General features: G+C 72.5%; 23 protein-coding genes. 10 read left to right on the top strand and 13 right to left on the bottom strand.

From position 1 onward, the window contains the following. Nucleotides 1–2: 2 nt before the first annotated feature. Complete coding sequence (locus tag ACGFH9_RS04405; protein ID WP_393215097.1) at nucleotides 3–1,361, bottom strand: FAD-binding oxidoreductase; 1,359 nt, start codon at nucleotides 1,359–1,361, stop codon at nucleotides 3–5. Between the two features lie 96 nt (nucleotides 1,362–1,457). Here ACGFH9_RS04405 and ACGFH9_RS04400 point away from each other — a divergent pair, with 96 nt between their 5' ends. Then, on the top strand, nucleotides 1,458–3,554 hold the full coding sequence (locus tag ACGFH9_RS04400) for a S9 family peptidase (protein WP_393215094.1): 2,097 nt from the start codon (nucleotides 1,458–1,460) through the stop codon (nucleotides 3,552–3,554). A gap of 148 nt (nucleotides 3,555–3,702) precedes the next feature. Further along, nucleotides 3,703–3,888, top strand: a complete 186-nt coding sequence (locus tag ACGFH9_RS04395) for a hypothetical protein (RefSeq protein WP_393215091.1) — start codon at nucleotides 3,703–3,705, stop codon at nucleotides 3,886–3,888. 37 nt (nucleotides 3,889–3,925) lie between these two features. Here ACGFH9_RS04395 and ACGFH9_RS04390 read toward each other — a convergent pair whose 3' ends face one another. From ACGFH9_RS04390 to ACGFH9_RS04350, 9 genes are all read right to left on the bottom strand, one after another. Next, the gene (locus ACGFH9_RS04390) at nucleotides 3,926–5,452 is read right to left on the bottom strand and encodes an FtsX-like permease family protein (protein ID WP_393215088.1); all 1,527 of its coding nucleotides are present in this window, start codon (nucleotides 5,450–5,452) and stop codon (nucleotides 3,926–3,928) included. After that, complete coding sequence (locus ACGFH9_RS04385; RefSeq protein WP_355623673.1) at nucleotides 5,449–6,150, bottom strand: ABC transporter ATP-binding protein; 702 nt, start codon at nucleotides 6,148–6,150, stop codon at nucleotides 5,449–5,451. The genes ACGFH9_RS04390 and ACGFH9_RS04385 overlap by 4 nt, the downstream gene beginning before the upstream one ends. Next, complete coding sequence (locus tag ACGFH9_RS04380) at nucleotides 6,147–6,683, bottom strand: PadR family transcriptional regulator (RefSeq protein WP_393215084.1); 537 nt, start codon at nucleotides 6,681–6,683, stop codon at nucleotides 6,147–6,149. Before ACGFH9_RS04380 ends, ACGFH9_RS04385 begins: the two co-directional genes overlap by 4 nt. Before the next feature lie 135 nt (nucleotides 6,684–6,818). Beyond that, the gene (locus ACGFH9_RS04375) at nucleotides 6,819–8,357 is read right to left on the bottom strand and encodes a SpoIIE family protein phosphatase (RefSeq protein WP_393215281.1); all 1,539 of its coding nucleotides are present in this window, start codon (nucleotides 8,355–8,357) and stop codon (nucleotides 6,819–6,821) included. A gap of 2 nt (nucleotides 8,358–8,359) precedes the next feature. After that, nucleotides 8,360–9,721, bottom strand: a complete 1,362-nt coding sequence (locus ACGFH9_RS04370; protein WP_393215081.1) for a sensor histidine kinase — start codon at nucleotides 9,719–9,721, stop codon at nucleotides 8,360–8,362. Next, nucleotides 9,711–10,724, bottom strand: a complete 1,014-nt coding sequence (locus tag ACGFH9_RS04365; protein ID WP_393215078.1) for a SpoIIE family protein phosphatase — start codon at nucleotides 10,722–10,724, stop codon at nucleotides 9,711–9,713. Before ACGFH9_RS04365 ends, ACGFH9_RS04370 begins: the two co-directional genes overlap by 11 nt. Further along, complete coding sequence (locus ACGFH9_RS04360) at nucleotides 10,721–11,140, bottom strand: anti-sigma regulatory factor (protein WP_393215075.1); 420 nt, start codon at nucleotides 11,138–11,140, stop codon at nucleotides 10,721–10,723. The genes ACGFH9_RS04365 and ACGFH9_RS04360 overlap by 4 nt, the downstream gene beginning before the upstream one ends. Continuing rightward, entirely contained in the window at nucleotides 11,137–11,547 is a 411-nt protein-coding gene (locus ACGFH9_RS04355; protein ID WP_393215072.1) for an STAS domain-containing protein, read from the bottom strand. The genes ACGFH9_RS04360 and ACGFH9_RS04355 overlap by 4 nt, the downstream gene beginning before the upstream one ends. After that, on the bottom strand, nucleotides 11,547–12,407 hold the full coding sequence (locus tag ACGFH9_RS04350; RefSeq protein ID WP_393215069.1) for an STAS domain-containing protein: 861 nt from the start codon (nucleotides 12,405–12,407) through the stop codon (nucleotides 11,547–11,549). The genes ACGFH9_RS04355 and ACGFH9_RS04350 overlap by 1 nt, the downstream gene beginning before the upstream one ends. 166 nt (nucleotides 12,408–12,573) lie before the next feature. Between ACGFH9_RS04350 and ACGFH9_RS04345 the strand changes: the two genes are divergently transcribed. Further along, the gene (locus ACGFH9_RS04345) at nucleotides 12,574–12,930 is read left to right on the top strand and encodes an STAS domain-containing protein (protein WP_007454464.1); all 357 of its coding nucleotides are present in this window, start codon (nucleotides 12,574–12,576) and stop codon (nucleotides 12,928–12,930) included. Between the two features lie 13 nt (nucleotides 12,931–12,943). On the opposite strand, the gene ACGFH9_RS04340 is transcribed toward ACGFH9_RS04345, so the two are convergent. Further along, nucleotides 12,944–14,230 carry an MFS transporter gene (locus tag ACGFH9_RS04340; protein ID WP_393215065.1) on the bottom strand — a complete coding sequence of 429 codons (1,287 nt, stop codon included), beginning with the start codon at nucleotides 14,228–14,230 and terminating at the stop codon, nucleotides 12,944–12,946. A 50-nt stretch (nucleotides 14,231–14,280) separates the two neighbouring features. Here ACGFH9_RS04340 and ACGFH9_RS04335 point away from each other — a divergent pair, with 50 nt between their 5' ends. The 4 genes from ACGFH9_RS04335 (at nucleotide 14,281) to ACGFH9_RS04320 (ending at nucleotide 16,235) form a co-directional block, all read left to right on the top strand. After that, a complete protein-coding gene (locus tag ACGFH9_RS04335; protein WP_393215062.1) occupies nucleotides 14,281–14,976 on the top strand; it encodes a FadR/GntR family transcriptional regulator in 696 nt (231 codons plus the stop codon). A gap of 39 nt (nucleotides 14,977–15,015) precedes the next feature. Then, nucleotides 15,016–15,477 (top strand): large conductance mechanosensitive channel protein MscL, encoded by a 462-nt coding sequence (gene mscL / locus ACGFH9_RS04330; RefSeq protein WP_393215059.1) that lies wholly within the window; start codon nucleotides 15,016–15,018, stop codon nucleotides 15,475–15,477. An 81-nt stretch (nucleotides 15,478–15,558) separates the two neighbouring features. Continuing rightward, nucleotides 15,559–15,810, top strand: a complete 252-nt coding sequence (locus tag ACGFH9_RS04325) for a hypothetical protein (RefSeq protein WP_355247437.1) — start codon at nucleotides 15,559–15,561, stop codon at nucleotides 15,808–15,810. 56 nt (nucleotides 15,811–15,866) lie between these two features. Beyond that, entirely contained in the window at nucleotides 15,867–16,235 is a 369-nt protein-coding gene (locus tag ACGFH9_RS04320) for a hypothetical protein (protein WP_355247434.1), read from the top strand. A gap of 69 nt (nucleotides 16,236–16,304) precedes the next feature. Here ACGFH9_RS04320 and ACGFH9_RS04315 read toward each other — a convergent pair whose 3' ends face one another. Further along, on the bottom strand, nucleotides 16,305–17,516 hold the full coding sequence (locus ACGFH9_RS04315; protein WP_393215054.1) for a benzoate/H(+) symporter BenE family transporter: 1,212 nt from the start codon (nucleotides 17,514–17,516) through the stop codon (nucleotides 16,305–16,307). A gap of 57 nt (nucleotides 17,517–17,573) precedes the next feature. On the opposite strand from ACGFH9_RS04315, the gene ACGFH9_RS04310 reads away from it, so the two are divergent. After that, a complete protein-coding gene (locus ACGFH9_RS04310) occupies nucleotides 17,574–18,134 on the top strand; it encodes an XRE family transcriptional regulator (protein ID WP_355247428.1) in 561 nt (186 codons plus the stop codon). A gap of 7 nt (nucleotides 18,135–18,141) precedes the next feature. Here the strand turns inward: ACGFH9_RS04310 and ACGFH9_RS04305 are convergent, their stop codons facing one another. Continuing rightward, the gene (locus ACGFH9_RS04305) at nucleotides 18,142–19,164 is read right to left on the bottom strand and encodes a LuxR C-terminal-related transcriptional regulator (protein WP_393215050.1); all 1,023 of its coding nucleotides are present in this window, start codon (nucleotides 19,162–19,164) and stop codon (nucleotides 18,142–18,144) included. Between the two features lie 62 nt (nucleotides 19,165–19,226). Here ACGFH9_RS04305 and ACGFH9_RS04300 point away from each other — a divergent pair, with 62 nt between their 5' ends. Both ACGFH9_RS04300 and eis read left to right on the top strand, forming a co-directional pair. Next, a complete protein-coding gene (locus ACGFH9_RS04300; protein ID WP_355247422.1) occupies nucleotides 19,227–19,946 on the top strand; it encodes a protein phosphatase 2C domain-containing protein in 720 nt (239 codons plus the stop codon). Nucleotides 19,947–20,000: 54 nt separating this feature from the next. Beyond that, nucleotides 20,001–21,191: an enhanced intracellular survival protein Eis gene (gene eis / locus ACGFH9_RS04295; protein ID WP_393215046.1), complete on the top strand. Its 1,191-nt coding sequence runs from the start codon at nucleotides 20,001–20,003 to the stop codon at nucleotides 21,189–21,191. Nucleotides 21,192–21,195: the final 4 nt, after the last annotated feature.

Here is a 21,195-nt window from a genome sequence, read left to right as displayed (position 1 = left end):
CCTCACAGGCCGCCAGGCAGGCGACCGGGGGCCAGCCGACGCCCCGGGTCGAGGCGCTCCTTCGCGGCGCGGAGCTGGACCAGGCCGGCCAGTTCGCCCCACAGGTCGACGGCCTGGCGGACCGCCGCCGGCGCGGAGACGACCACGCAGCGGCCCTGCCGGGCCAGCAGCACCCCGCGGACGGCGGCCAGGATGGACGCCACCCGATCGGGTGGCACGGCACCGGGCAGAGCCGCGTGCACCACGCCCAGACCGGCCGATCCCCGCACCGGCACGGGAGCGCCGGCCGCGTCGCGCAGCGCGTACACGGCGGCGTGCAGATCGCTGATCGGCACCTCGAGCCGTAGCGCGGTGTCGCCGGGCGCGAAGGGGTAACGGCGCCACCACGGTGGTGCCGAGTGGGCGACGGTCGCCTCGCCGTGCAGCAGGCCGACCAGCCGCTCGGCGCGTTCGTTGACCTCGGCCGGGCCGCCTTCGAGCAGCACGACGAGACTGCCCGCCCGGGACGGCGCGCCGGACCGGCCGGACATCGACGGGTGGCGCTCGCGGGCCGTTGCGGACGGGTGGCCCGGCGGGTAGACGGTGCGCGGCCGGGGCCGCCCACCTGGCAGGTCCAGCTCGATGGCCGCCGGGTCGAGGCGGGCAGCGAGGATCCCCCGGATCAGCTCGTGGACCTCCAGTGGAGTCCACACCGGCCGGGACACCCAGAGCCGACTGGCTGGGACGGGCTGCACCCGCAGGCTCGCCGAGACCAGCACGCCGAGCGCCCCCTGCGATCCACAGAGCAGCCGGGCCAGGTCGAGCCCCGGCGCGCCGCCGCCGGCACTGACCAGCTCGCCGTCGGAGGCCAGATAGCGGACGCCGACGAGCTGGTCGCACGGGCTGCCGTGGCGGTGTCGCAGTGGCCCCGCCTCCCCGGCGGCGAGCACCCCGCCGAGTGTCGCGCCCGGCGAGGGGGCGTCCATCGCGAGCCGCTGCCCGGTGCGCTCCAGAGTGGCCTGTACGGCACGCAGCGGAGTGCCCGCGCCCACCTCGGCCAGCGGGTCACCCACCGGCTCGTGGCCGATGCCGGCGAGTCGGCCGGTGTCGAGCATGATGTCGACCTGCGTCGGGGTCGCACCCCAGTCGATCTTCGTGCCGGCGCCGCGGGGCACCACCGCCAGGTCGTGTACGGCGGCCAGCCGCAGCACCTCGGCCGCGGCATGCGGACCTCCCGGTACCGCAACCCAACGGGCGGGCCGCCCGGCCACCTCGTCGGCCGGGCCGGCGAGTCGGGCGAACGGCGGACCGCAGATCGCGGTCAATCGTCGGGTGATCTCGAGGGCTCCGGACCGGCCGAGGGAACTCGCTGCTGCCGCCATGGCGGCTATCGTACATGTGTTCGAAAGGCGAGGTGACGCTATTCGGGATGCCACTGGTCCGGCACGTAGGGTGAGCCGGCCGGTAACGTGGCCGCCGTGACCACCGAGACTGCCCCGCCCGCGGCGAAGCGGGTGCCCAGCGAGCGCACCCACCACGGCGACACCGTCGTCGACGAGTACGCCTGGCTCGCCGCCAAGGACGACCCGGAGACGATCGCCTACCTGACCGCCGAGAACGCGTACACCGAGGAGCGCACCGCGCACCTGGCCGCCCTCCGCACGGAACTGTTCGAGGAGACCCGCCAGCGCACCCGGGAGACGGACCTCTCGGTGCCCACCCGCAAGGGCGGGTACTGGTACTACACCCGGACGATCGAGGGCCAGCAGTACGGCGTGCACTGCCGACGCGCGGTCCGCGACGGCGAGTCCGACCCGCCGGTCAGCGCGGACGGCGCCCCCCTCGACGGCGAGGAGGTGCTGCTCGACGGCAACCTGCTGGCCGAGGGGCACGACTTCTTCTCGCTGGGCGCGTTCGACGTCAGCCCCGACGGACGCTGGCTGGCGTACTCGACGGACTTCTCCGGCGACGAGCGCTTCACGCTGCGCGTCAAGGACCTGACCACCGGCGAACTGCTGCCCGACGAGGTGCCCGACACGTTCTACGGCACCGCCTGGTCGGCCGACGCGTCGGTGCTGTTCTACGTGACGGTCGACGACGCCTGGCGGCCGAACCGGGTCTGGCGGCACACGATCGGCGCCGCGGCGGCCGACGACGTGGTGGTGCACCAGGAGGACGACGAGCGGTTCTGGGTGGGCGTCGAGCTGACCCGGTCGGAGAAGTTCATCCTCGTCGACATCCACAGCAAGGTCACCAGCGAGGTGCTGGTGATCCCGGCGGGCAACCCCACCGGCGCCCCGGCCGTGATCGCGCCACGCCGGCAGGGCGTCGAGTACGCGGTGGAGCACCACGGCCACCGATTCCTGATCCTGCACAACGACGGCGCGGAGGACTTCGCGCTGGCGTTCACCTCGGCGGACACCCCTGGTGACTGGGTGCCGCTGATCGACCACACTCCGGGCACCCGCCTGGAGGCGGTGGACGCGTTCGCGAACCACCTGGTGGTGTCCCTGCGCACCGACGGGCTCACCGGCCTGCGGGTACTGCCGATCGGCAGCGACGACGGGTACGACATCGACTTCCCCGAGCCGCTCTACAGCGTCGGTCTGGACGCGAACCCGGAGTACCGCACCGGGCAGGTCCGCCTGCGCTACTCCTCGCTGGTCACCCCCGACTCGGTGTACGACTACGACCTGGTGACCCGGCAGATGGTGCTGCGCAAGCAGAAGCCGGTGCTGCCCGGCCCGGACGGCCGACCGTACGACCCGGCCGAGTACGAGCAGCACCGCGACTGGGCGCTCGCCGACGACGGCACCCGCGTACCGATCTCGCTGGTCTGCCGCGTCGGTACGCCCCGGGACGGCTCGGCCCCCTGCGAGCTGTACGGCTACGGCTCGTACGAGGCCAGCATGGACCCGTGGTTCTCGGTGGCCCGACTGTCCCTGCTGGACCGGGGCGTGGTCTTCGCCGTGGCGCACACCCGCGGTGGTGGCGAGATGGGCCGGCGCTGGTACGACCAGGGCAAGATGCTGGCGAAGAAGAACACGTTCACCGACTTCGTCGCCTGCGCCCGGCACCTGGTCAAGGCTGGTTGGACGGCAAGCGACCGGCTGGTGGCCCGGGGCGCGTCGGCCGGCGGTCTGCTGATGGGAGCTGTCGCCAACCTCGCCCCGGACGCGTTCACCGGGATCGTCGCGCAGGTGCCGTTCGTGGACGCGCTCACCTCGATCCTCGACCCGTCGCTGCCGCTGACCGTCACCGAGTGGGAGGAGTGGGGCAACCCCCTCGAGGACCCCGAGGTGTACGCGTACATGAAGTCGTACACGCCGTACGAGAACATCGCGGCGGTCGACTACCCGGCGATCCTCGCGGTGACCAGCCTCAACGACACGCGGGTCCTCTACTCCGAGCCGGCGAAGTGGATCGCGCGGCTGCGGGCGACCGCACCGCAGGGCGACTACCTGCTCAAGACCGAGATGGGCGCCGGGCACGGTGGCCCGAGCGGTCGCTACGACGCCTGGCGTGAGGAGGCGTTCATCAACGCCTGGATCCTGGACCGGCTGGGCCGCGCCTGACTGACGCCGCGTCCCCCTGATCACGCTCGATCCTGGATGTAGTCCCCTCGACGGCTCGGGAGGCCACTGTTTCCAGGATCGAGCGCGATCATGACTGGTCAGGCGTCGTCCGGGCCGAGCCGAAGTCGCCACGGCCTAGACTTCCGGCGTGACCGGGGCAACAGAGAATGACGGCGGGTCGGCCGACGAGATCCACCGGCCGAGCATCGCGGTCCTCGCCCGGGACCGTCGCGTCTGGCTGATCCTCGCCGTGGTCGCCGGCCTTCTGGTGTGCTGCTGCTCGGCCGTCGTCGGCACGCTCGTCGCGCTCTCCGCCGGCCTGCTCAGCGCCTGACGCCGCCCGACGACGGCCACGGCGGGCCATCCCGGCTTCAGGCCGTGCGCAGCTCGTCCACCGCCGTGCTCACCCGCAGGAAGAGCAGGCCGACGCCGACCGTCACCAGCACCGCTGCCAGGGCGCCGGCGCCGAGCCAGGCCAGCTGTTCCAGGGGTACGGCGATCGCCCGCTCCGCCCCGGCGGTCTGCACGATCCGGGTGTACTGGTCGCGGGTGGCCGGATCGTCGCAGAGCGCCGCGCTGGCGTCGCAGACCTCGATCGACGACCCGCTCGTGGAGATGCTGCGAAAGAGCCCGCGGCCGAGCAGCAAGCCCACGGTGAGCGCCAGCAGGATCGCCGGCACGGCCGGGGTGAGCGCCTGCAAGGCCACCGATGCGCTGAGCGTGCTGCGGGGCACGCCGGTGGCGACCAGCGCGGCGTACGCGCGTCGACGTGCGACGATTCCCTCGACCAGCGCGACGATCAGGCCGCCCGCCGCGATCAGCACCGCCACCGCGACAGCGGCGTCGACCAGGTCCATGGTCGACAGGTAGAACGGGTTGGCGCCGCCGTCGTCCACCCCGGCGAGGCGGTTCTGCTCCCGTTTTAGCGCGTCCTGGGCGACGAAGTAGGCACGCTGGGCCGCCGCGCCGGCACCGAAGATCACGGCGGCCAGTAAGGCGGCGAAGGTCCGGCTGCCCGCCCACGGGTCGGCCATCAGCCGGCCCGCCGCGAGCAGCGCCGACGCGCCGCGGGCGTGCCGGCGCAGCAACCGTCCGCAGGTGTGCGAGATCCAGCCGGTGCCGATGACCACCCCGATCATCGCGGTGAGCCCACCGACCAGGAACAGCAGCGGCACCAGCCAGCCCAACACCACGCCGTTGCCCTCGAACCGGTACACCACCGGTCGTACGGCGACGAAGGAGGCCAGGCCCAGGCCGATCAGCAGCCCGGCCCAGGGGCGCGGACCCCGTTCGCGGGTGGCCTTGCGACTGACCCCGAGTGGGCTGGTCGTGACCGTCCGCAGCATCAGGACGGTGGCCAGCGCCGCGATGACCGGCAGACCCAGCACCACCGCGACCAGCGCGCCGACCGGCGGCAGCACGTCGGTGGGTAGGGCCAGCCGACCCTGGCCGTCGGGCCGGTGCAGCAGCTCGCGGCCGACCAGGTAGACACCCAGCCCCGCGAGGGTGCCGAGCAGGCTGGCCAGGCCGGTCTCCAGCACCGCCAGGCGGGTGACCTGACCGGGGGTGGCGCCGGCAAGCCGGAGCGCGGCGAGCCGCCGGTCCCGGGCGGGCGCGCCGAGCCGGGCACACTGGCCGGCCAGCGCCAGCACCGGGACGGCCAGCATCAGCAGCGCGAACGCCGTCCCGCCACGCAGTCCCGGCTCCCGCAGCAGCGCGTTGCGGTACTGCTCGGACTCCGCCCAGGCGTCACCGGCCGGTTTCTGAATGGCCAGCACGGTGAGCGCCGCCAGCCCGGCCAGCGTCGCCAGCAGGGCACTGAGCGCGGTCAGCACCACCCGCGCCGTGTCGGTCCGGTTACCGGCCAGCGCGAGCCGCACCAGCGTCGCCGGCCTCACCGGGCGCCGCCCGCCAACGGCACGTCGAGCCCCAGGCCGGTGTGGTCCACCAGGCCGTCGCGCAGCACGATCTCCCGATCGGCGTACGCGGCGATCCGCGGCTCGTGCGTGACCAGTACGACGGAGGTCCGTTGCTCACGTGCGAGCCGGACGAGTTGAGTGAGGACCTGCTCGCCGGTGAGCGTGTCCAGCGCGCCGGTCGGCTCGTCCGCGAAGAGCACCCGTGGCTCGGTGACCAGGGCCCGTGCCGTTGCGCACCGCTGCTGCTGACCGCCGGACATTCCACCGGGCCGGAGGTCGGCCATGTCGGCCACCCCGAACCGTTCCAGCCAGGTGAGCGCCGCCGTCCGTGCCTCTCGCCGCCCCGTGCCGGCGAGGAGCAGGGGCAGGGCCACGTTCTCGGCGGCGGTCAGCTCGGCGACCAACTGCCCGAACTGGAACAGCACGCCGAACTCGGTGCGTCGTAGCCGGGACCGGGCCGCCTCCGACCAGGTGTCGATCCGGTTGCCGCGCCAGGTGACCTCGCCCGCGTCGGGACGGAGGATCCCGGCCAGGCAGTGCAGCAGGGTCGACTTGCCGCAGCCACTCGGGCCGGTGACCGCGACGATCTCGCCCTCGGCCACGTCGAACGTCACACCGCGCAGGGCGGGCGTCTGGCCGTACGCCCGGACCACGCCGCGAGCCTGGAGTTGCGTCACGCGTGCACCTCCCGGTGCCAGTCGGCGACCCGGCCCAGGGTGGTGTGCAACCACCGCAGGTCCGCGTCGAGGTGGGAGATCGCGAAGTCGGCCGCGACCACGTCGTTGAGGGTGGCGGCCGGGGCGGTCTTGACCGCCGTCAGCTCCCGCAGCCGCGCGGTGTGTGCGGCGCGTTGGGCGACCAGGTACGACCGGGCCCGGTCGACGTCGGCGACCAGCAGCGCCACCACGACCTTGGCGAACAGGGTGCTGGCCACGTACGGCATCGGTGCTTCCACAGCCGACAGCCAGCGATCCAACGTGGACCGGCCCTCGTCGGTCAGCGCGTACGCCGTGCGGTCCGGACCGGAGGCGCGGTCCTGACCCGCAGTGGCCACCAGGCCGTCCCGCTCAAGGCGACCGAGGGTCGCGTAGACCTGCCCGAAGGCCAACGGTCGAGCCCGTGGCAGCCGCTGGTCATGCGCACGCTTGAGCTCGTACCCGTGCCGACTCCCCCCAGCCAGCAACCCGAGCAGAACATGCGGCGTAGACACCCGCCCCACTATTCACCCAGCGAATACCCAAGTCAACAACCCACCCACCTCGCACCGTTGATCATGAAGTTATTGCCCTGACACGCCGGCCCAGGGAACAACAACTTCATGATCAACGGCCCAGAAGGTGGGGTGTTAGTGGCGGCGGAGGACTACTACGGCTACGTCGTCCTGGATCTTGTCGGGGGCCAGTTCGACAAGCAGGCGGGCGCAGAAGTCGTCCAGGTTGTCGTCCACCGTGGCCGACACCGCGGCCAGCGCGGCCAACCCCTCGTCGATGGTGGCGTCCCGGCGCTCGATCAGCCCGTCGGTGTAGAACACCAGCGTGGCACCGGCCGGCACGACGAACTCCAGGTCGGCCGGTCGGGGCGCGCGGACGCCGAGCAGGGGTGCCGAGTGCTGCACGAACTCGATGGTGCCGTCGCGGTGCAGCAGCGGCGGCAGATGACCGGCGCTGGCCAGCCGGACCCGCCCGCTCGGCGGGTGCAGCAGCAGGACGCAGAGCGTGGCCAGTTCGTCCGGCAGCAGGGTACGCATCAGCTCGTTGACACGGTGCAGGATCTCGCCGGGTTGGTGCCCCTCGACGGCGTACGCCCGCACCGCGTGCCGCAGCTCGGCCATCACGGTGGCCGCGTGCAGCGAGTGGCCTGCGACGTCGCCGATCGCCAGCAGGAGGTGGCCGTCGAGCATCACCAGCTCATAGAAGTCGCCGCCCACCTCGGTCTGGGCGCTGGCAGGCTCGTAGCGCACCGCGAGGTCCAGTCCGGCGACCGTGGGCAGGCTGCGCGGGAGCAGGCTGCGCTGGAGTGTGACGGCGATCCGGTGCTCCTCGTCGAAGGAGCGCTGTGCCTCGACCGCAGCCGCCACCGCCTGGGCGAGCTGCACGAGCACGGGAGTTCGGGCGGTCTGGGTGGCGGTGGGGACCACCACGTACAGCGGTGCCCGGTCCTCGCGCAGCCGGGCCGCGGCCACGGTCACGGTGTCGTCCGCGGGCCAGGTGAGCAGTCCCCAGTTCTCCGGGGGTTCCACCCGGACGGTGGCACCGGTGGGCACTCCGGTGTCGTCGACGACCCACGGCACGATGGCGGCGTCGGCGCCGGGGCCTGCGCAGACACCCGCGATGCAGTCACCGTCGAACGTCTCGGCGATCACGGCGGCGGGGCTCTTGAAGATCTGCGCGGCCCCCTCCGCGGCGACTTCGAGCAGCCGCGCGAAGGTCGATGCGGCGTGCACCGCGACGGTGGTGTCGGCGAGGCCCAGCAGCCGCTCGGCGAGCAGTTCGGCACGCTGCCGGGCCTGGTAGTAGCGCAGGACGGCCCGGGAGGTGGCGATCAGCTCCTCCGGCTCGATCGGCTCGGCCAGGTAGGCGTCCGCACCTCGGGTCAGCCCCTGTGCCCGGTCGGCGACGTCCACGGCGTGCGCGGAGACGTGGATCACCGGCATCGCCGGGTGTGCCGCCTTGATCCGCTCGCACACCTCGTAGCCACTCAGGTCGGGTAGCCGGACATCGAGCACCACCAGGTCGACCCGGTCGGTCTCGACCCGGGCCAGCGCCTCGGTGCCGCTCTCCGCTTCGAGCACGGTGTACCCGGCCCGACTGAGCCAACTGACCAGCAGGTAACGCTTGGTACGACTGTCATCGACCACCAGGACGGTCGTCGGCCCGCCGTCCACCGTCACGCTCCGCCTGTGGGCAGGGAGACGGTGAACGTACTGCCCCGGCCGGGCTCGCTGGCGAGCTCCAACGTGCCACCGAGCAGGGTCACCAGTCGCCGCGCGTACGGCAGGCCGAGACCGGTGCCGCCGACCCGGGTCGCGCCCGGCACCTGGTAGAACTCCTCGAAGATCCGATCTTGCAGCTCGGGCGCGATGCCCGGACCCGTGTCGCTGACCTCGAAGTTCCAGCGGTCGTCGCGGCGTCGGGCGCTCAGCCGTACCTCGCCACGTTCGGTGAACTTCAACGCGTTGTGCAGCAGGTTGCGCAGCACCTGTCCGAGCAGCACCTCGTCCGTGCGGAGCACGGCCGGCGCGGTCGGCTCCTCGACCGTCAACTCCACCTCGGGCCGGGTGGCCAGCGCCCGCATGGTGCCGCGCAGCTGGCCGAAGACCGAGCGCAGGTCCACGTCCGCCCAGTCCGGCTCGATCCGGCCGGACTCGGCCTTGGCGAGGTCCAGCAGTTCGTTCACCAGCCCGAGCAGATCCTCCGCCGAGGAGCGGATGAGACCGACCTGGCGGACCTGTTCGGTGGTGAGAGGGTCGGAGGAGGAGTCGGCGAGCAGGCGCCCCAGCCCGATGATCGCGGTGACCGGGGCACGCAGCTCGTGGCTCACATTGGCCAGGAACCGGCTCTTCGACTCGCTCGCGGCGCGCAGTTGAGCCGACTTCTCGTCCAGCTCGGCGTAGAGGGCGACCACCCCGCGGTTGGTCTCCTCCAGCTCCTCGGTGAGCTGGTTGTAGAGCGCCAGCACACCACGGTTGGTCTCGGCCAGTTCCTCGTTCAGTACGGCCAGCTCGTCGCGCTGGCTGCGTACCTCGTCGAGTGCCGCGATGAGCTGCCCGTTCTGCACGGTCAGTTCGTCAAGCGCGCTGCCCGGCGCGATGCGACCGAGTTCGGCACGGAACTCGGTCAGCCGCTCCGGGGTCGGGATCGGCGCGTTCGCCGGGACTCTGCGGGACATCCTTACGACCGTAACCCCCTCGACCGTCGTGACGCTCAGAGTGTCGACCAGGCGGGACACCGCACCGGACTGCGGCTCGTAGCGGCCGTCGGGTAGCTGGGCCACGGGCGCCAGGTCGGCGCGGAGGTGGAAGCGGCCGTCGGACCCCGCGTCGATGTGGAAGGTGACGTCCGCGCCGCCGGTCAGCCGCAGCAGGTCCCGGGCGACCTCACTGAGAGCCGTGGCGATCCGCACCTGATCCTGGTGTTCGAGGCCCACCACGCCGGCCACCTCGCGGCCGCGCTGGCGGATGACGAAGATGTCCTGTTCGACGCGCAGCGCCATCTGTAACAGCGGCACCGAGGCCGGATCAACGCTCATGCCCGGACCTCGCCACCAGGACGCAGGCGTCGTCGCGCCGCGTTCCGGCGTCGCGCAGCAGGGTTGCCGCCAGCACCAGCGGGGACCGTTCGACGAGGCCCGGATAGTCGGCCAACCGCCAACGGTCGACGACGCCGTCGCTGTGCATGACGAGCCGGGAGCCGGGCCCGAACGGGTAGTCGTAGCCGCGCACCGTCGGCCGCTGGTGGCCGGCGATGCCGGGTAGCGACACGAGCCCCCGGCGCTGGCCGTCACCGTCGACGATCACGCCGGAGATGTTGCCGAGCCCCGCGTAGTGCAGCACGCCGTCCGCCAGTTCGGCGACCGCGAGCGCCGCACCACGGGTGTGCGACATGCTGCGGTGCAGGTGGTTGACCACGGCCGCCGGGGCGCCAGCCGGAGCGTTGCGGAAGGCGGCGAGCGCGGCCTCGGTGGCGGCGGCGGCCAGCGGGCCGTGCCCCAGACCGTCACTGACGAGCACCTGGCGCCGGCCGTCGGCGAGCCGGACGGCGTACCCGTCGCCGCTGACCGTCTCGCCGGGGATCGGCCGGGTGAGACCACCGGCCCAGGACGGTGACGCCGATTCGGCCGGCCAGACCTGGACGGCGAAGACGGTCCCCTTGCCGGGCAGGGAGTACCCGTCGAACCAGCTCGTCTGCCGGACGATGGCGCCGAGGCCGATGCCGAGCGTGCCGGTGGTGGAGTGGCCGTCCCGGGAGGAGACGGTGAGGTCGGCCATACCGGGCCCGGAGTCGATGGCGATCAGCTCCACGCCGGCCTGCCCGGCACGGCGGACCGGCCGCAGCAGCAGGACGCCGTTGTCGGCGTGCTTGACGAGGTTGCTCGTCAGTTCGGCGGCGACGATGGCCAGGTCCGCGATGCGGGCCGCACCCATCTCGATCTGCTCGCCGAGGCGTTCCGCGGCGCGTCGTACGGCGCTGGCCGCGCTGCTGGCCTCCACGCGGAACCAGATGCCACTGTCGGTGACAGCGTCGCCGTTCACCGGGACCACTTGGTGACGGTGATCCGCGTCCCGTTCTCCGCCGACGTCTCGATCTCGAACTCGTCGACCAGTCGGCGGGACCCGCTGAGGCCGAGGCCGAGGCCGCCGCCGGTGGTGTAACCGTCGGTCAGGGCGAGATCGAGGTCCGCGATGCCCGGGCCGGAGTCGGCGAAGACGATCCGCAGGCCCTTGCGTCGGCCGTTGTCGACGGTCGTGACCTCCACCGTGCCACCGCCGCCGTAGACCAGTGTGTTGCGGGCCAGCTCGCTCGCCGCGGTGACCACCTTGGTCTGGTCGACGAGCGACAGCTTGACGGCGACCGCCACCGCACGGACGAGTTGCCGCACGCGGACCACGTCCTCGTCGCTGCGGACCGACTGCGCCTGCGGGTGGCCCAGGTCGATGCCCGTGGTCACGGCGTGGCCGTCTCGGCGTCCGGATCGTCGTCGAGCTGGTAGGCGAGCTCGTCGGCGTTGGCCGCCGCGATCAGCTCCATGCCGCGCTCGACGTTCAGCGCGGTACGGATGCCGTTCAGCGACAGCCCCAGTTCGACAAGTGTGATGGCGACGGCGGGCCGCATGCCGACCACGACCGTCTCCGCGTCGAGGACCTTGGAGATCGATGCGATGGTGGAGAGCATCCGACCGACGAACGAGTCGACGATGTCCAGCGCGGTGATGTCGATGATGACGCCGTGGCAGCCGGTGGCCACGATCCGCTCGGCGAGATCGTCCTGGAGCTGGAGCGCCGTCTGGTCGGACATGTCGAGCTGGATGGAGACGAGCAGGATGTCACCGATCTTGAGGATCGGTACGCGTTCCATCAGGCGTCCCTGCGTGACTGACGGCGGGCGGTCTCGACGCCGGTGAGCCGCAGCACGTGGCGCAGCGCGTCGGCGAGGCTGGCCTTGGTGGCGATGTCACCGAACTCGATGCCGAGCGCCACGATCGTCTGGGCGATCTGCGGCCGGATGCCGGAGATGATGCAGTCGGCGCCCATCAGCCGGGCGGCCACCACGGTCTTCAGGATGTGCTGGGCGACCTGGGTGTCCACCGCCGGTACGCCGGTGATGTCGATGATCGCGTACGGCGAGCCGGTGTCGACAAGGGTCTGGAGCAACCGCTCCATGACCACCTGGGCGCGGGCCGAGTCCAGGGTGCCGACCAGCGGGACGGCGACCACGCCCTCCCAGAGCTTGACCACCGGGGTGGAGAGTTCGAGCAGCTGCTCGGCCTGGTCGGCGATCAGGCTCTCGCGGGTGCGGACGAAGCTCTCGAAGGTGAACAGGCCCAGCTCGTCGACCAGCTTGGAGAAGGCGACGTAGTCGTGCAGCGCGTCGGCGGTGCCGGACTCCTGCACCAGGTCGGCCAGCACGTCCTTGAGCGCGAAGACGCTGATCGTCGTCTCGGTGGCGGAGAAGCCCTGTCGGGCCCGCCCCCGCGACAGCTCGGACAGCGCGGCGCGCAGCTCGCCGGCGCTCTCGGCGGACAGGTCGAAGCCGCCCTGCTCGGCGGCACCGATGATCACCCGGTGCAGGTCCTCGACCTGTCGGCGCAGCTCGGCGTGGCTCAGCCGACCCCGTAGCGAGCTGGCAACGATGTCGGTCCACCGCTGCGTGACCTGCTCGGCGTGGCCGCCCAGCAGTGCGGCGAGCCGACCACTTTCCTCGGCGTTCAACGCCATCGCGAAAACCCCCCTCGACCTGGACCGGCCGGACTCTATCACCGGGGTCTGCACAACTACTTGCTCCGTAGCAATGGAATGACCATGACCACCGGTTGCCGGCTCCCGTTCGGCGCGCGACCCCGGTCGTGGGATACCGTTCCCCCGATAACAGGAGGTCTGGCGAATGTCCCTGACGGTGCACACGGAACAACGCGGCGACGTGGTCGTCGTGTCGGTCGCGGGCGAGCTGGACATGGCAACCGCACCGCAGTTGCAGGACCAGATCACCGACCTGCTCGACAAGGGCCGTAACCGGCTGGTGTTCGACCTGGCGGACGTCTCGTTCTGCGACTCGACCGGTCTGTCGGTGTTCGTTCGCGCCAAGAACAGCTGCGACGAGGCCGGCGGTGTGGTGCGGCTGGCCGCCCCCCAGCGTGGCGTGCTGCGCATCCTCGAGGTGAGCGGGCTCGTCGAGGTGCTGCACACCTATCCGACGGTGGACGAGGCCGTCGCCGGCGAACCGACACCTGCGTCCTCCTGACCACCGTTTCGACCTACTCGTCCTCGACCTCGTCCTCGACGTAGCGGGGACGGGCGATCGCCATGCCCGCCGCCGTCTGCACGGCGAGCGCGGCCAGCAGGAACCCGATCGGCGCCGTCCACCCGCCGGTGATCTCGTAGAGGATGCCGACCGTCAGCGGGCCGAGGGCGGCGATCACGTACCCGGTGCTCTGCGCGAACGCGGAGAGCGCGACGGTCCCCTCGGCGGTGCGCGCGCGCAGGCCGAGGGCAGCCAAGATCATCGGGAACGAGCCCTGGCCGATCGCCAACAGGAACACCCAGAGCAGGGCACCGCCGTGCGGGGCGACTGCCAGGCCCAGGTAGGCCAGAGCCGACGCGACGGACAGCCCGATCACCAGTGGGCGCAAGGTGTCCAGCCGACCGGCCATGGTGGGCATCAGCAGCGCGATCGGCACGCCGAGCGCGGTCACACCGGCCAGCAGCAGTCCGGCCGACTCCGGCCGGTAACCGGCGTCCCGGAACAGTTGGGCCAACCAACCCATGACCGCGTACCCGCTGAGCGACTGCGCCCCGAAGTACACGGCCATCGCCCAGCCCAGGCGCGTCCGCGCCGGCCGCACCCGTGTCGGCACGGCGGAGCCCGTCGGGGCCGCGCGTCGTGCGTCGGCTCGGGTCCGCAGCGCCAGCGGCACCCACGGGAGTACGGCCAGCGCGGCCAGCCCGGCCCAGATGCCCAGCCCAGCGCGCCAGGAGCCAAAGGCATGCGCGATCGGCACGGCGGCCGCCGCGGCGACCGAGGTCCCGAGGGTCAACGCCATCGTGTACGCCCCGGTGACCAGACCGGTGCGGTGCGGGAAGTGCTGCTTGACCAGCATCGGCATCAGGACGTTGGCGACCGCGATGCCGGCCAGTGCCAGCGTGCTGGTGAGCACGAAGATCCAGGCGGATTCGGTGACGGCCCGGAGGACCTGGCCGGCGGTGAGGGCCAGCATGGCGACCACAAGCACCCGGGCGGGAGCCACCCGACGCACCAGCCACGGGGTGAGAGCGCCGAGGCCGGCGAACGCGATGGTCGGCAGGGTGGTGACCAGGCCGGCCATGGCTCCGGAGAATCCCAGCCCATCGCGGACCTCGTCGAGCAGGGCGCCGAGGCTCGTCACCAGGGTGCGCAGGTTGAGTGCGACCAGCAGCATCGCGACCAGTACAAGCGCGCCACCGGTCGCCGGGCGGGTGCGACTGCCTGCGGACTCAGGTCCCGGACTGGTGTCGACGACGCCGGGAGGGGGTGGGGCCGGAGCGGCGACGGGTGGCGTGTTCATGACCATTAACCTATAGTCATGGGATGAATTTGAGACCGGGGGTGTAACCAGTGCCACTCTCGGTCGATTCCCCCTCCACGCCGCCACCGGTGGCACCCCGCGGCCACCGCGTCCGGCAGACCATCGAGCAGCTCCGGGCCCGGATCCTGGGCGGGGAATGGCCGGTCGGTGGGCGCATTCCCACTGAACCCCAACTCGTGGCCGCCCTGGGCGTGGGGCGCAACACGGTCCGCGAGGCGGTCCGTGCCCTGGTGCACGCCGGGGTGCTGGAATGTCGGCAGGGTTCCGGCACGTACGTGGTGTCCACCGACGAACTGGCGCCGGTCGTGGCGCGACGGCTCGGCGACGACCGGATGGTCGAGGCCGTCGAAGTGCGACGCGCGTTCGAGGTGGAGGCTGCCCGGCTTGCCGCGCTGAGGCGTACACCGGAGGACCTGGTGGAGCTCGACGGCGCGCTCGCCGACCGCGAGGCGGCCTGGCGCGGCGGCCGGGTCGACGTGTTCATCGAGGCCGACGCGGCGCTGCACGTCGCGGTGGTCGCCGCCGCGCACAACTCGATGCTCGCCGACCTGTACGCCTCGGTCGGCACCGCCCTACACGGCACTCTCGCTCATGTGATGGGCGACGCACTGACCCCCGAGCGCTATGTCGATCACACTCGGCTGGTCGAGGCGATCCGGGCCGGCGACCCCGGCCGCGCGGCGATCGAGGCCGGCGCTTTTCTGGAGCTTCCCACTGGGGCATAGGTTGTCCGCGACGGAAAATCGGACACCTCGGGAGTACGGATGCTCAAGGGCTTCAAAGACTTCATCATGCGCGGCAACGTCGTCGACCTGGCGGTCGGCATCGTGATCGGCGCCGCGTTCACGGGCGTGGTCACCCAACTCACCAAGTCGTTCCTCGAACCCCTGATCAAGGCGATCGGCGGGGGCACCGCCCTCAGCGCCGGGAGGTGGAAGCTCAGCGAGGGCAACTACGTGGACTGGGCGGCATTCATCAACGCCGTGATCACGTTCCTGCTCACCGCCGCGGTGCTCTACTTCTTCGTGGTGTTCCCGATGAACAAGCTGGCCGAGCGGCGGCAGCGGGGCGAGGAGCCGCCGCCGGCCGCGCCGAGCGAGGAGGTCAAGCTGCTCACCGAGATCCGGGACGCGCTGGTCTCCGCCGGTCACACCACCCCGGGCCAGCAGCGCGGGGCGCTGGACGACGTGCTGGGCCGCCGGACGGAACCGCCGACGCAGCGCTGACCCGAACGGATGCACATCGGCCCCTGCGGGAATCCCGCAGGGGCCGCACCTTCTCGTACGTGTGTTCGATAGAGTCCCGCCATGGAGCAGCGGAAGCACTGGTGGAACGGGAAATGGGGGCGGCTGGCCCGGCGGGACGTCTTCCTCCGGGTGGACGCCGATCGGTGGCATGTCGAGCAGCGGGCCGGCGGCGCCGAGGGCATTTCCCGGTTCTACGAGTACGGCAGCGCGGACGAGGCCGAGGAGACCGTCCGGGCGCTGCTCGACGGCACGGACACCTGGCGGGAGCTGTCCCCGCGCCCACCGGGCGGCTGGACTCTCCCCACCAGTTGAGTGCGCGGCTCCGGAGGCGGCGTTTAGTGGCGCGCCGCCCCGGGAACCGCTGAGAGATGGACCAGCAGGACGAGCAGCAGGTGACCATCTCTCGGATCACCACCGGGATGCCGGTGATCGACGTCGCCGGCACCGAGATCGGGACCGTGGACCTGGTCCAGCGGGGCGACCCGAACGCGGTGACGGTGCAGACCCCGACTGCCGACCCGGGCAGCAGCCTGGACGAGCTGATCGAGGCGACGGCGGTCGAGGAGCCGGACGTGCCGGCCGACCTGGCGGCGCGTCTGTTGCACACCGGCTACCTGAAGGTCTCCACCGAGTCGGCCGACGGTGCCGTGTACGTCCCGGCCGACCGGATCGCCGCCGTAGCGGAGGGTCGGGTACGACTCGCTGTCGGCGTGGCCGACCTGCCAGCCGAGGGGTGAGCCCGTCGCCCTGATCGACACCGGGTTCACGCAAACCGGGGCGTCACCGCAGCCCGGACACCCCGCCTTTCACGAACCCGAGTGGATCAGGCCGGAAGGCTCGGTCGGGGTAGGCGACACGGGCCGGGTCGGGCGGCGGCGGAAGAGCAGCAGCATGAGGCAGCCGGCGACCAGCCCCCAGAACGCGCCTCCCACGCCGATCAGCGTCACCCCGGACGCCGTCACCACGAAGGTGACCACGGCGGCCTCCCGGGCCTGGGGGTCGGTCACCGCCGCGGCGAGCGCGGTGGCGAGCGCGCCCAGCAGGGCCAGTCCGGCGACGGCCTCGATGAGGATCGGCGGCGCGACCGCGACCAGGGCTGTAGCGACGCCAGCGCCCAGCCCGAGCAGGGCGAGCCCGACGCCGGCGGTGACCGAGGCGACCCACCGGCGCTCCGGGTCCGGATGGGCGTCGGGGCCGGCGGCCAGCGCGGCGGTGATCGCCGCGAGGTTCACGGCGTGTCCGCCGGCGGGAGCGGCCAGCAGGCTGGCCAGCCCGGTGGCTCGCAGCGCGGCGCCGAACGGCGGCCGGTAACCGTAGCCGACCAGCACCGCCATGCCGGGTACGTTCTGCGCCGCCATCGTGACCAGGAACAGCGGAAGGGCCAGTCCGACGAGCGCCGACGCGTTCCAGGCGGGCACGGTCAGGGTGACCGACGGGATCAGCGCGGCACCGCTCAGGCCGGCCGGCGGCGCGGTCAGCGCGATCGCCACCACTGCCACCAGCAGCGCGCCGGGCACCGCCCAGCGGCGGGCGAACCGGTGCAGCAGCAGCCAGCCGGCCACCACCGGGCCGGCCACGGTGGGCAGCTCGACGAGCGCCCGGACCGGGGCGGTGCACAGTGGCAGCAGCACTCCGGCGAGCATCGCGCCGGCGACCGGCTTGGGGATGGCGGCCGCCGCCCGGCTCAGCGGCGGGAAGAGACCGGCCGCGACGATCAGCAGGCCGGAGACGAGGAAGGCACCCACCGCGACCGGCCACCCTCCGGGCGGCGGCCCGGTCGCCACCAGTAGGGCCGCGCCCGGCGTCGACCAGGCGACGCTCATCGGGATACGGTGCCGCCAGCCCAGCCAGGCGGCGGCGAGCCCGCACGTCACGCAGAGGGCCAGCAGGCCGGAGGCCGCCTGCGCGTCCGACGCGCCGACCGCGCGGAGCCCGGCCAGCACGACGGTGAACGAACTGGCGAAGCCGACCAGCGCGGTCACCACGCCGGCCAGCACCGGTTGCGCGCGCCCGCCCATGCCACCACCCTTCGAGCGTTCCGTTTACGGAACGACAGCGTGTAGCACGATAGCCGGATGCCGCAGCAACCACCAGCGGGCCGACCGGGCCTCGACGTGGACCCCGCCGTCGTCGGTCGGCGCGTACGCGCCCTGCGCGAGGAGCGCGAGATCTCGCTGTCCACACTGGCCCGGCGCGCCGGCATCGGAAAGGCGACCCTGTCCGGCCTGGAGAACGGCACCCGCAACCCGACCCTGGAGACGCTCTGGGCCGTCACGGCGCAGCTCGGCGTACCGTTCACCGCCCTGCTCGCCGATCCGGCACCCGGGCCCGTCGCGCACGGCACCGCCGTCACCGCCACCCTGCTGGAGGTGTTCACCGACACCGACGCGACCTACGAGCTGTACCGGATGCGCGTCGCGCCGGGCGTCGTGCAGACCTCCCCCGCCCACCAGCCGGGCGTCACCGAACACATCACCGTCTTCGCCGGGGTGCTGCGGGCCGGCCCGGCCGACGCGCCACTGACCGCCCCGGCCGGCGATCACCTCCGCTGGGTCTCCGACGTGCCGCACACGTACGCGGCGGTGGGCGACGAGGAGGTCGCCGCGAGCCTGCTGCTGCGCTACCCCCGCCGCTGAGCCCGGCTCAGTCCACCGGGGCGGGGACCGGCAACCGCCGACGTACCGCCCAGAGCGCCACCTCGGTCCGCGACGCCGAACCGGTCTTGCGCAGCAGGTTCGACACGTGCACGGTCACCGTGCGGACCGAGATGCCCAGCGCCTTCGCGACCTGCTTGTTCGACATCCCGTTGACCAGGCAGCCCAGCACCTCGACCTCCCGGGCGGTCAACTCGACATCGACCGCCGCCGCCGGGCCGAGGTGCGTACGCGGTCCGGGTAACCGCCGCAGCAACGCGTCCGGCCCCTCCCCGGCGTACGCGGCCAGCAACTCGGTCAACGCGTACGGGTTGCCGCCGGTGTGTCGCCAGACCGAGGTGACCAGCCGTTCCGACGGGCTGCCGTCCGCGTACACCTGGGTCAGCACTTCGGCGACCTCGGCCGGGCGCAGCGGGCCGAGGTGTTGACGGATGACGCCGCGTACCCCGCACAGGCGCGCCAACGCGCGGCGGGTGAGATCCGGGGCCACCGCGTCGGCGGCGGGCCGGCTGGCGACGACCAGCAGCGCCGGCAGCTCGGCCACGGTGGCCAGCTCACCGACCAGGTTGACGCTGGCCGGGTCGAGCGCGTGCAGGTCGTCCACGACCAGCACGGCCGGGCCGGTGCCCACCAGCAACTGGACGGTACGGACGGCGAGACGCAGCAGGGTGCCCGGGGCGTACCGCTCGCGGGGCGCGGTGGGCTGCTGGGCGAGCCACGCCAGCGCGTCGGCCGGCAGGGCGAGCGATCCGGTGTCGCGGCCGGTGAGCACCGCCGCCAACCAGTCGTACGGGGCTGGGCCGTGCACCCGGGCGGCTCCCGAGAGCACCACTGCCGGACGCGGAATGAAGGCGTCCACCGCGGCGGCTACCAGCAGACTCTTACCCACGCCGGCCGCGCCGGTGAGCACCGCGACGGTCGGCGCGCGGCGCTCGGCGGCCGCCACGGCGGACCATGCCCGGTCGAGCTCGGCGAGCTCGCCGGCGCGTCCGACCATGGACACCGGCATCATTTCTCAACCCTACGCAGTAGTGCGTAGAGACGAAGGCGGGGTGTTCTTGGCAAGCTTGCACCATGACGCTGATCCTCCGCTCGGCCATCCTCAACGACATCGGCCTGGTCCGCACCAACAACGAGGACTCGGCCCTCGCCGGTGACCGCCTGATCGCCGTCGCCGACGGCATGGGTGGCCTGCCCGCGGGCGAGGTGGCGAGCGAGATCGTGATCCGCATCCTCGACGAGCTGACGCCGCCCACCGACCCGGACGAGGCCGCAGACGCGCTCCGTGCCGTGGTGAGCACCGCCAACCAGCGCATCCACGCCGCCATCACCGTCGACCCGGCCCGCGAGGGGATGGGCACCACGCTCACCGCCGCGCTGCTGGCCACCGAGACGCTGGTGCTGGCCCAGGTCGGCGACTCCCGCTGCTACCTGCTGCGCGACGGGGAGCTGACCCAGCTCACCCGTGACGACACGTTCGTGCAGGCGCTCGTCGACCAGGGCACCCTCTCCCCCGACCAGGCCCGGCACCACCCGCAGCGTTCCCTGGTGACCCGGGCCGTGCAGGGCGCGGACACCCCACCGGCGGTCGGCGTCCTCACCGTGGTCCCCGGCGACCGGCTGCTGCTGTGCAGCGACGGGCTCTCCGACTACGTCGAGGAGAACGACATCGCGGCGGCGCTGGGCATGTACTCCGACCGGCAGCAGTGCGGCGAGCAGTTGGTGAAGCTGGCTCACCACGCCGGCGCTCCCGACAACGTCACGGTCGTCGTCTCGGACGTCACCACCCGCTGACCCGATCCGGCCAATCCGGTTGCTCCGCTCATTTCGACGGGTTGAGATGAGCGGATGACCATCCGCCGGGTGTCCGCCGAGGACCGCCTCACCACCAGCTTCCCGCTGGCCGCTTACGCGTTCGAGTCGTCACCGCTGGGTGCCGCCCGGGTCGAGCAGTTCCGCGACTACCTGCCCTACAGCGAGGGCAACACGACGCTCATCGTCGAGGAGGGCGGCGACACGCTCGCCGCCGCCTCGGCCATTGCGATGCGGCAGAACCTGCGGGGCGTGGTGCTGCCGATGGCCGGCGTCGCCGGGGTGGCCACCCATCCGCTGGCCCGCCGGCAGGGGCACGTACGGACGCTGCTGCACCAGCTACTCGACGAGATGCGCGACGAGGGGCACACGGTCAGCGCGCTCTACCCGTTCCGGCCCAGCTTCTACGCCCGGTTCGGCTACGTGGGGCTGCCCAAGCCGCGCACGGTCACCTTCACCCCTGCCGATCTGGGGCCACTCCTGCGCGCCGAACTCCCCGGAGAGGTGGGCTGGGAGCGGATCGGGGCGGGCTACCCGACGTGGCGCGCGTTCACCGAGCGCTGCCTGCGGGACCGGCACGGTTTCTCGCTGTTCCCGGACTACCGGGCGGTCGGGTTGCGCGACCGCGACGAGCACTGGCTGCTCACCGCCCGGGTGGACGGCGAGGTGACCGGCGCGCTCACCTACCGGATCGACGAGCACGGCGGCACGTTGCACGGCAGCGAACTGCTCGCCACCGACCCGCTCGCCCGGATGCTGCTGCTGCAGTTCCTCGCCCGGCACGTCGACCAGGTCGAACGGGTGAGCGTCCAGGTCCCGCCGGACGAGCTGCCCGAGCTGTGGCTCACCGACCTGGACGTACACGTCGAGGCGCGGGCGGGCCGTCCGGGCTCGTCGGCGCCGATGGCCCGGCTCCTGTCGCTGGACGCGCTGCACGGGCTGCCCGTCGGGGCGGGCCGGGTCCGGGTCGAGCTGACCGGGGACCGCTGGCTCGCCGGCACGCACCTGCTGGACGGCACGGCCGGCATCCTGGAGGTCGTTGCCGGCGACAGCGGCCCGGCGCCCACCACCACGCTCACCGCGGCGGGACTCTCCGCCCTGGCGTACGGAGTGCTGGACCCGTCGGAGCTGCCGTTGCGAGGGCTGGGCGAGGTCCCGGTCGACGCCGCCGCCGAGCTGCGCGGCATCTTCCCGCGCGCGGTGCCGTACCTCTTCGCCGACTTCTGAGCAC

Source organism: Micromonospora sp. NPDC049102, from assembly GCF_043197485.1.
Lineage (GTDB): Bacteria > Actinomycetota > Actinomycetes > Mycobacteriales > Micromonosporaceae > Micromonospora.
Note: the sequence above shows the minus strand (reverse complement) of the source record. Positions and strands in the feature narration are given on the sequence as shown.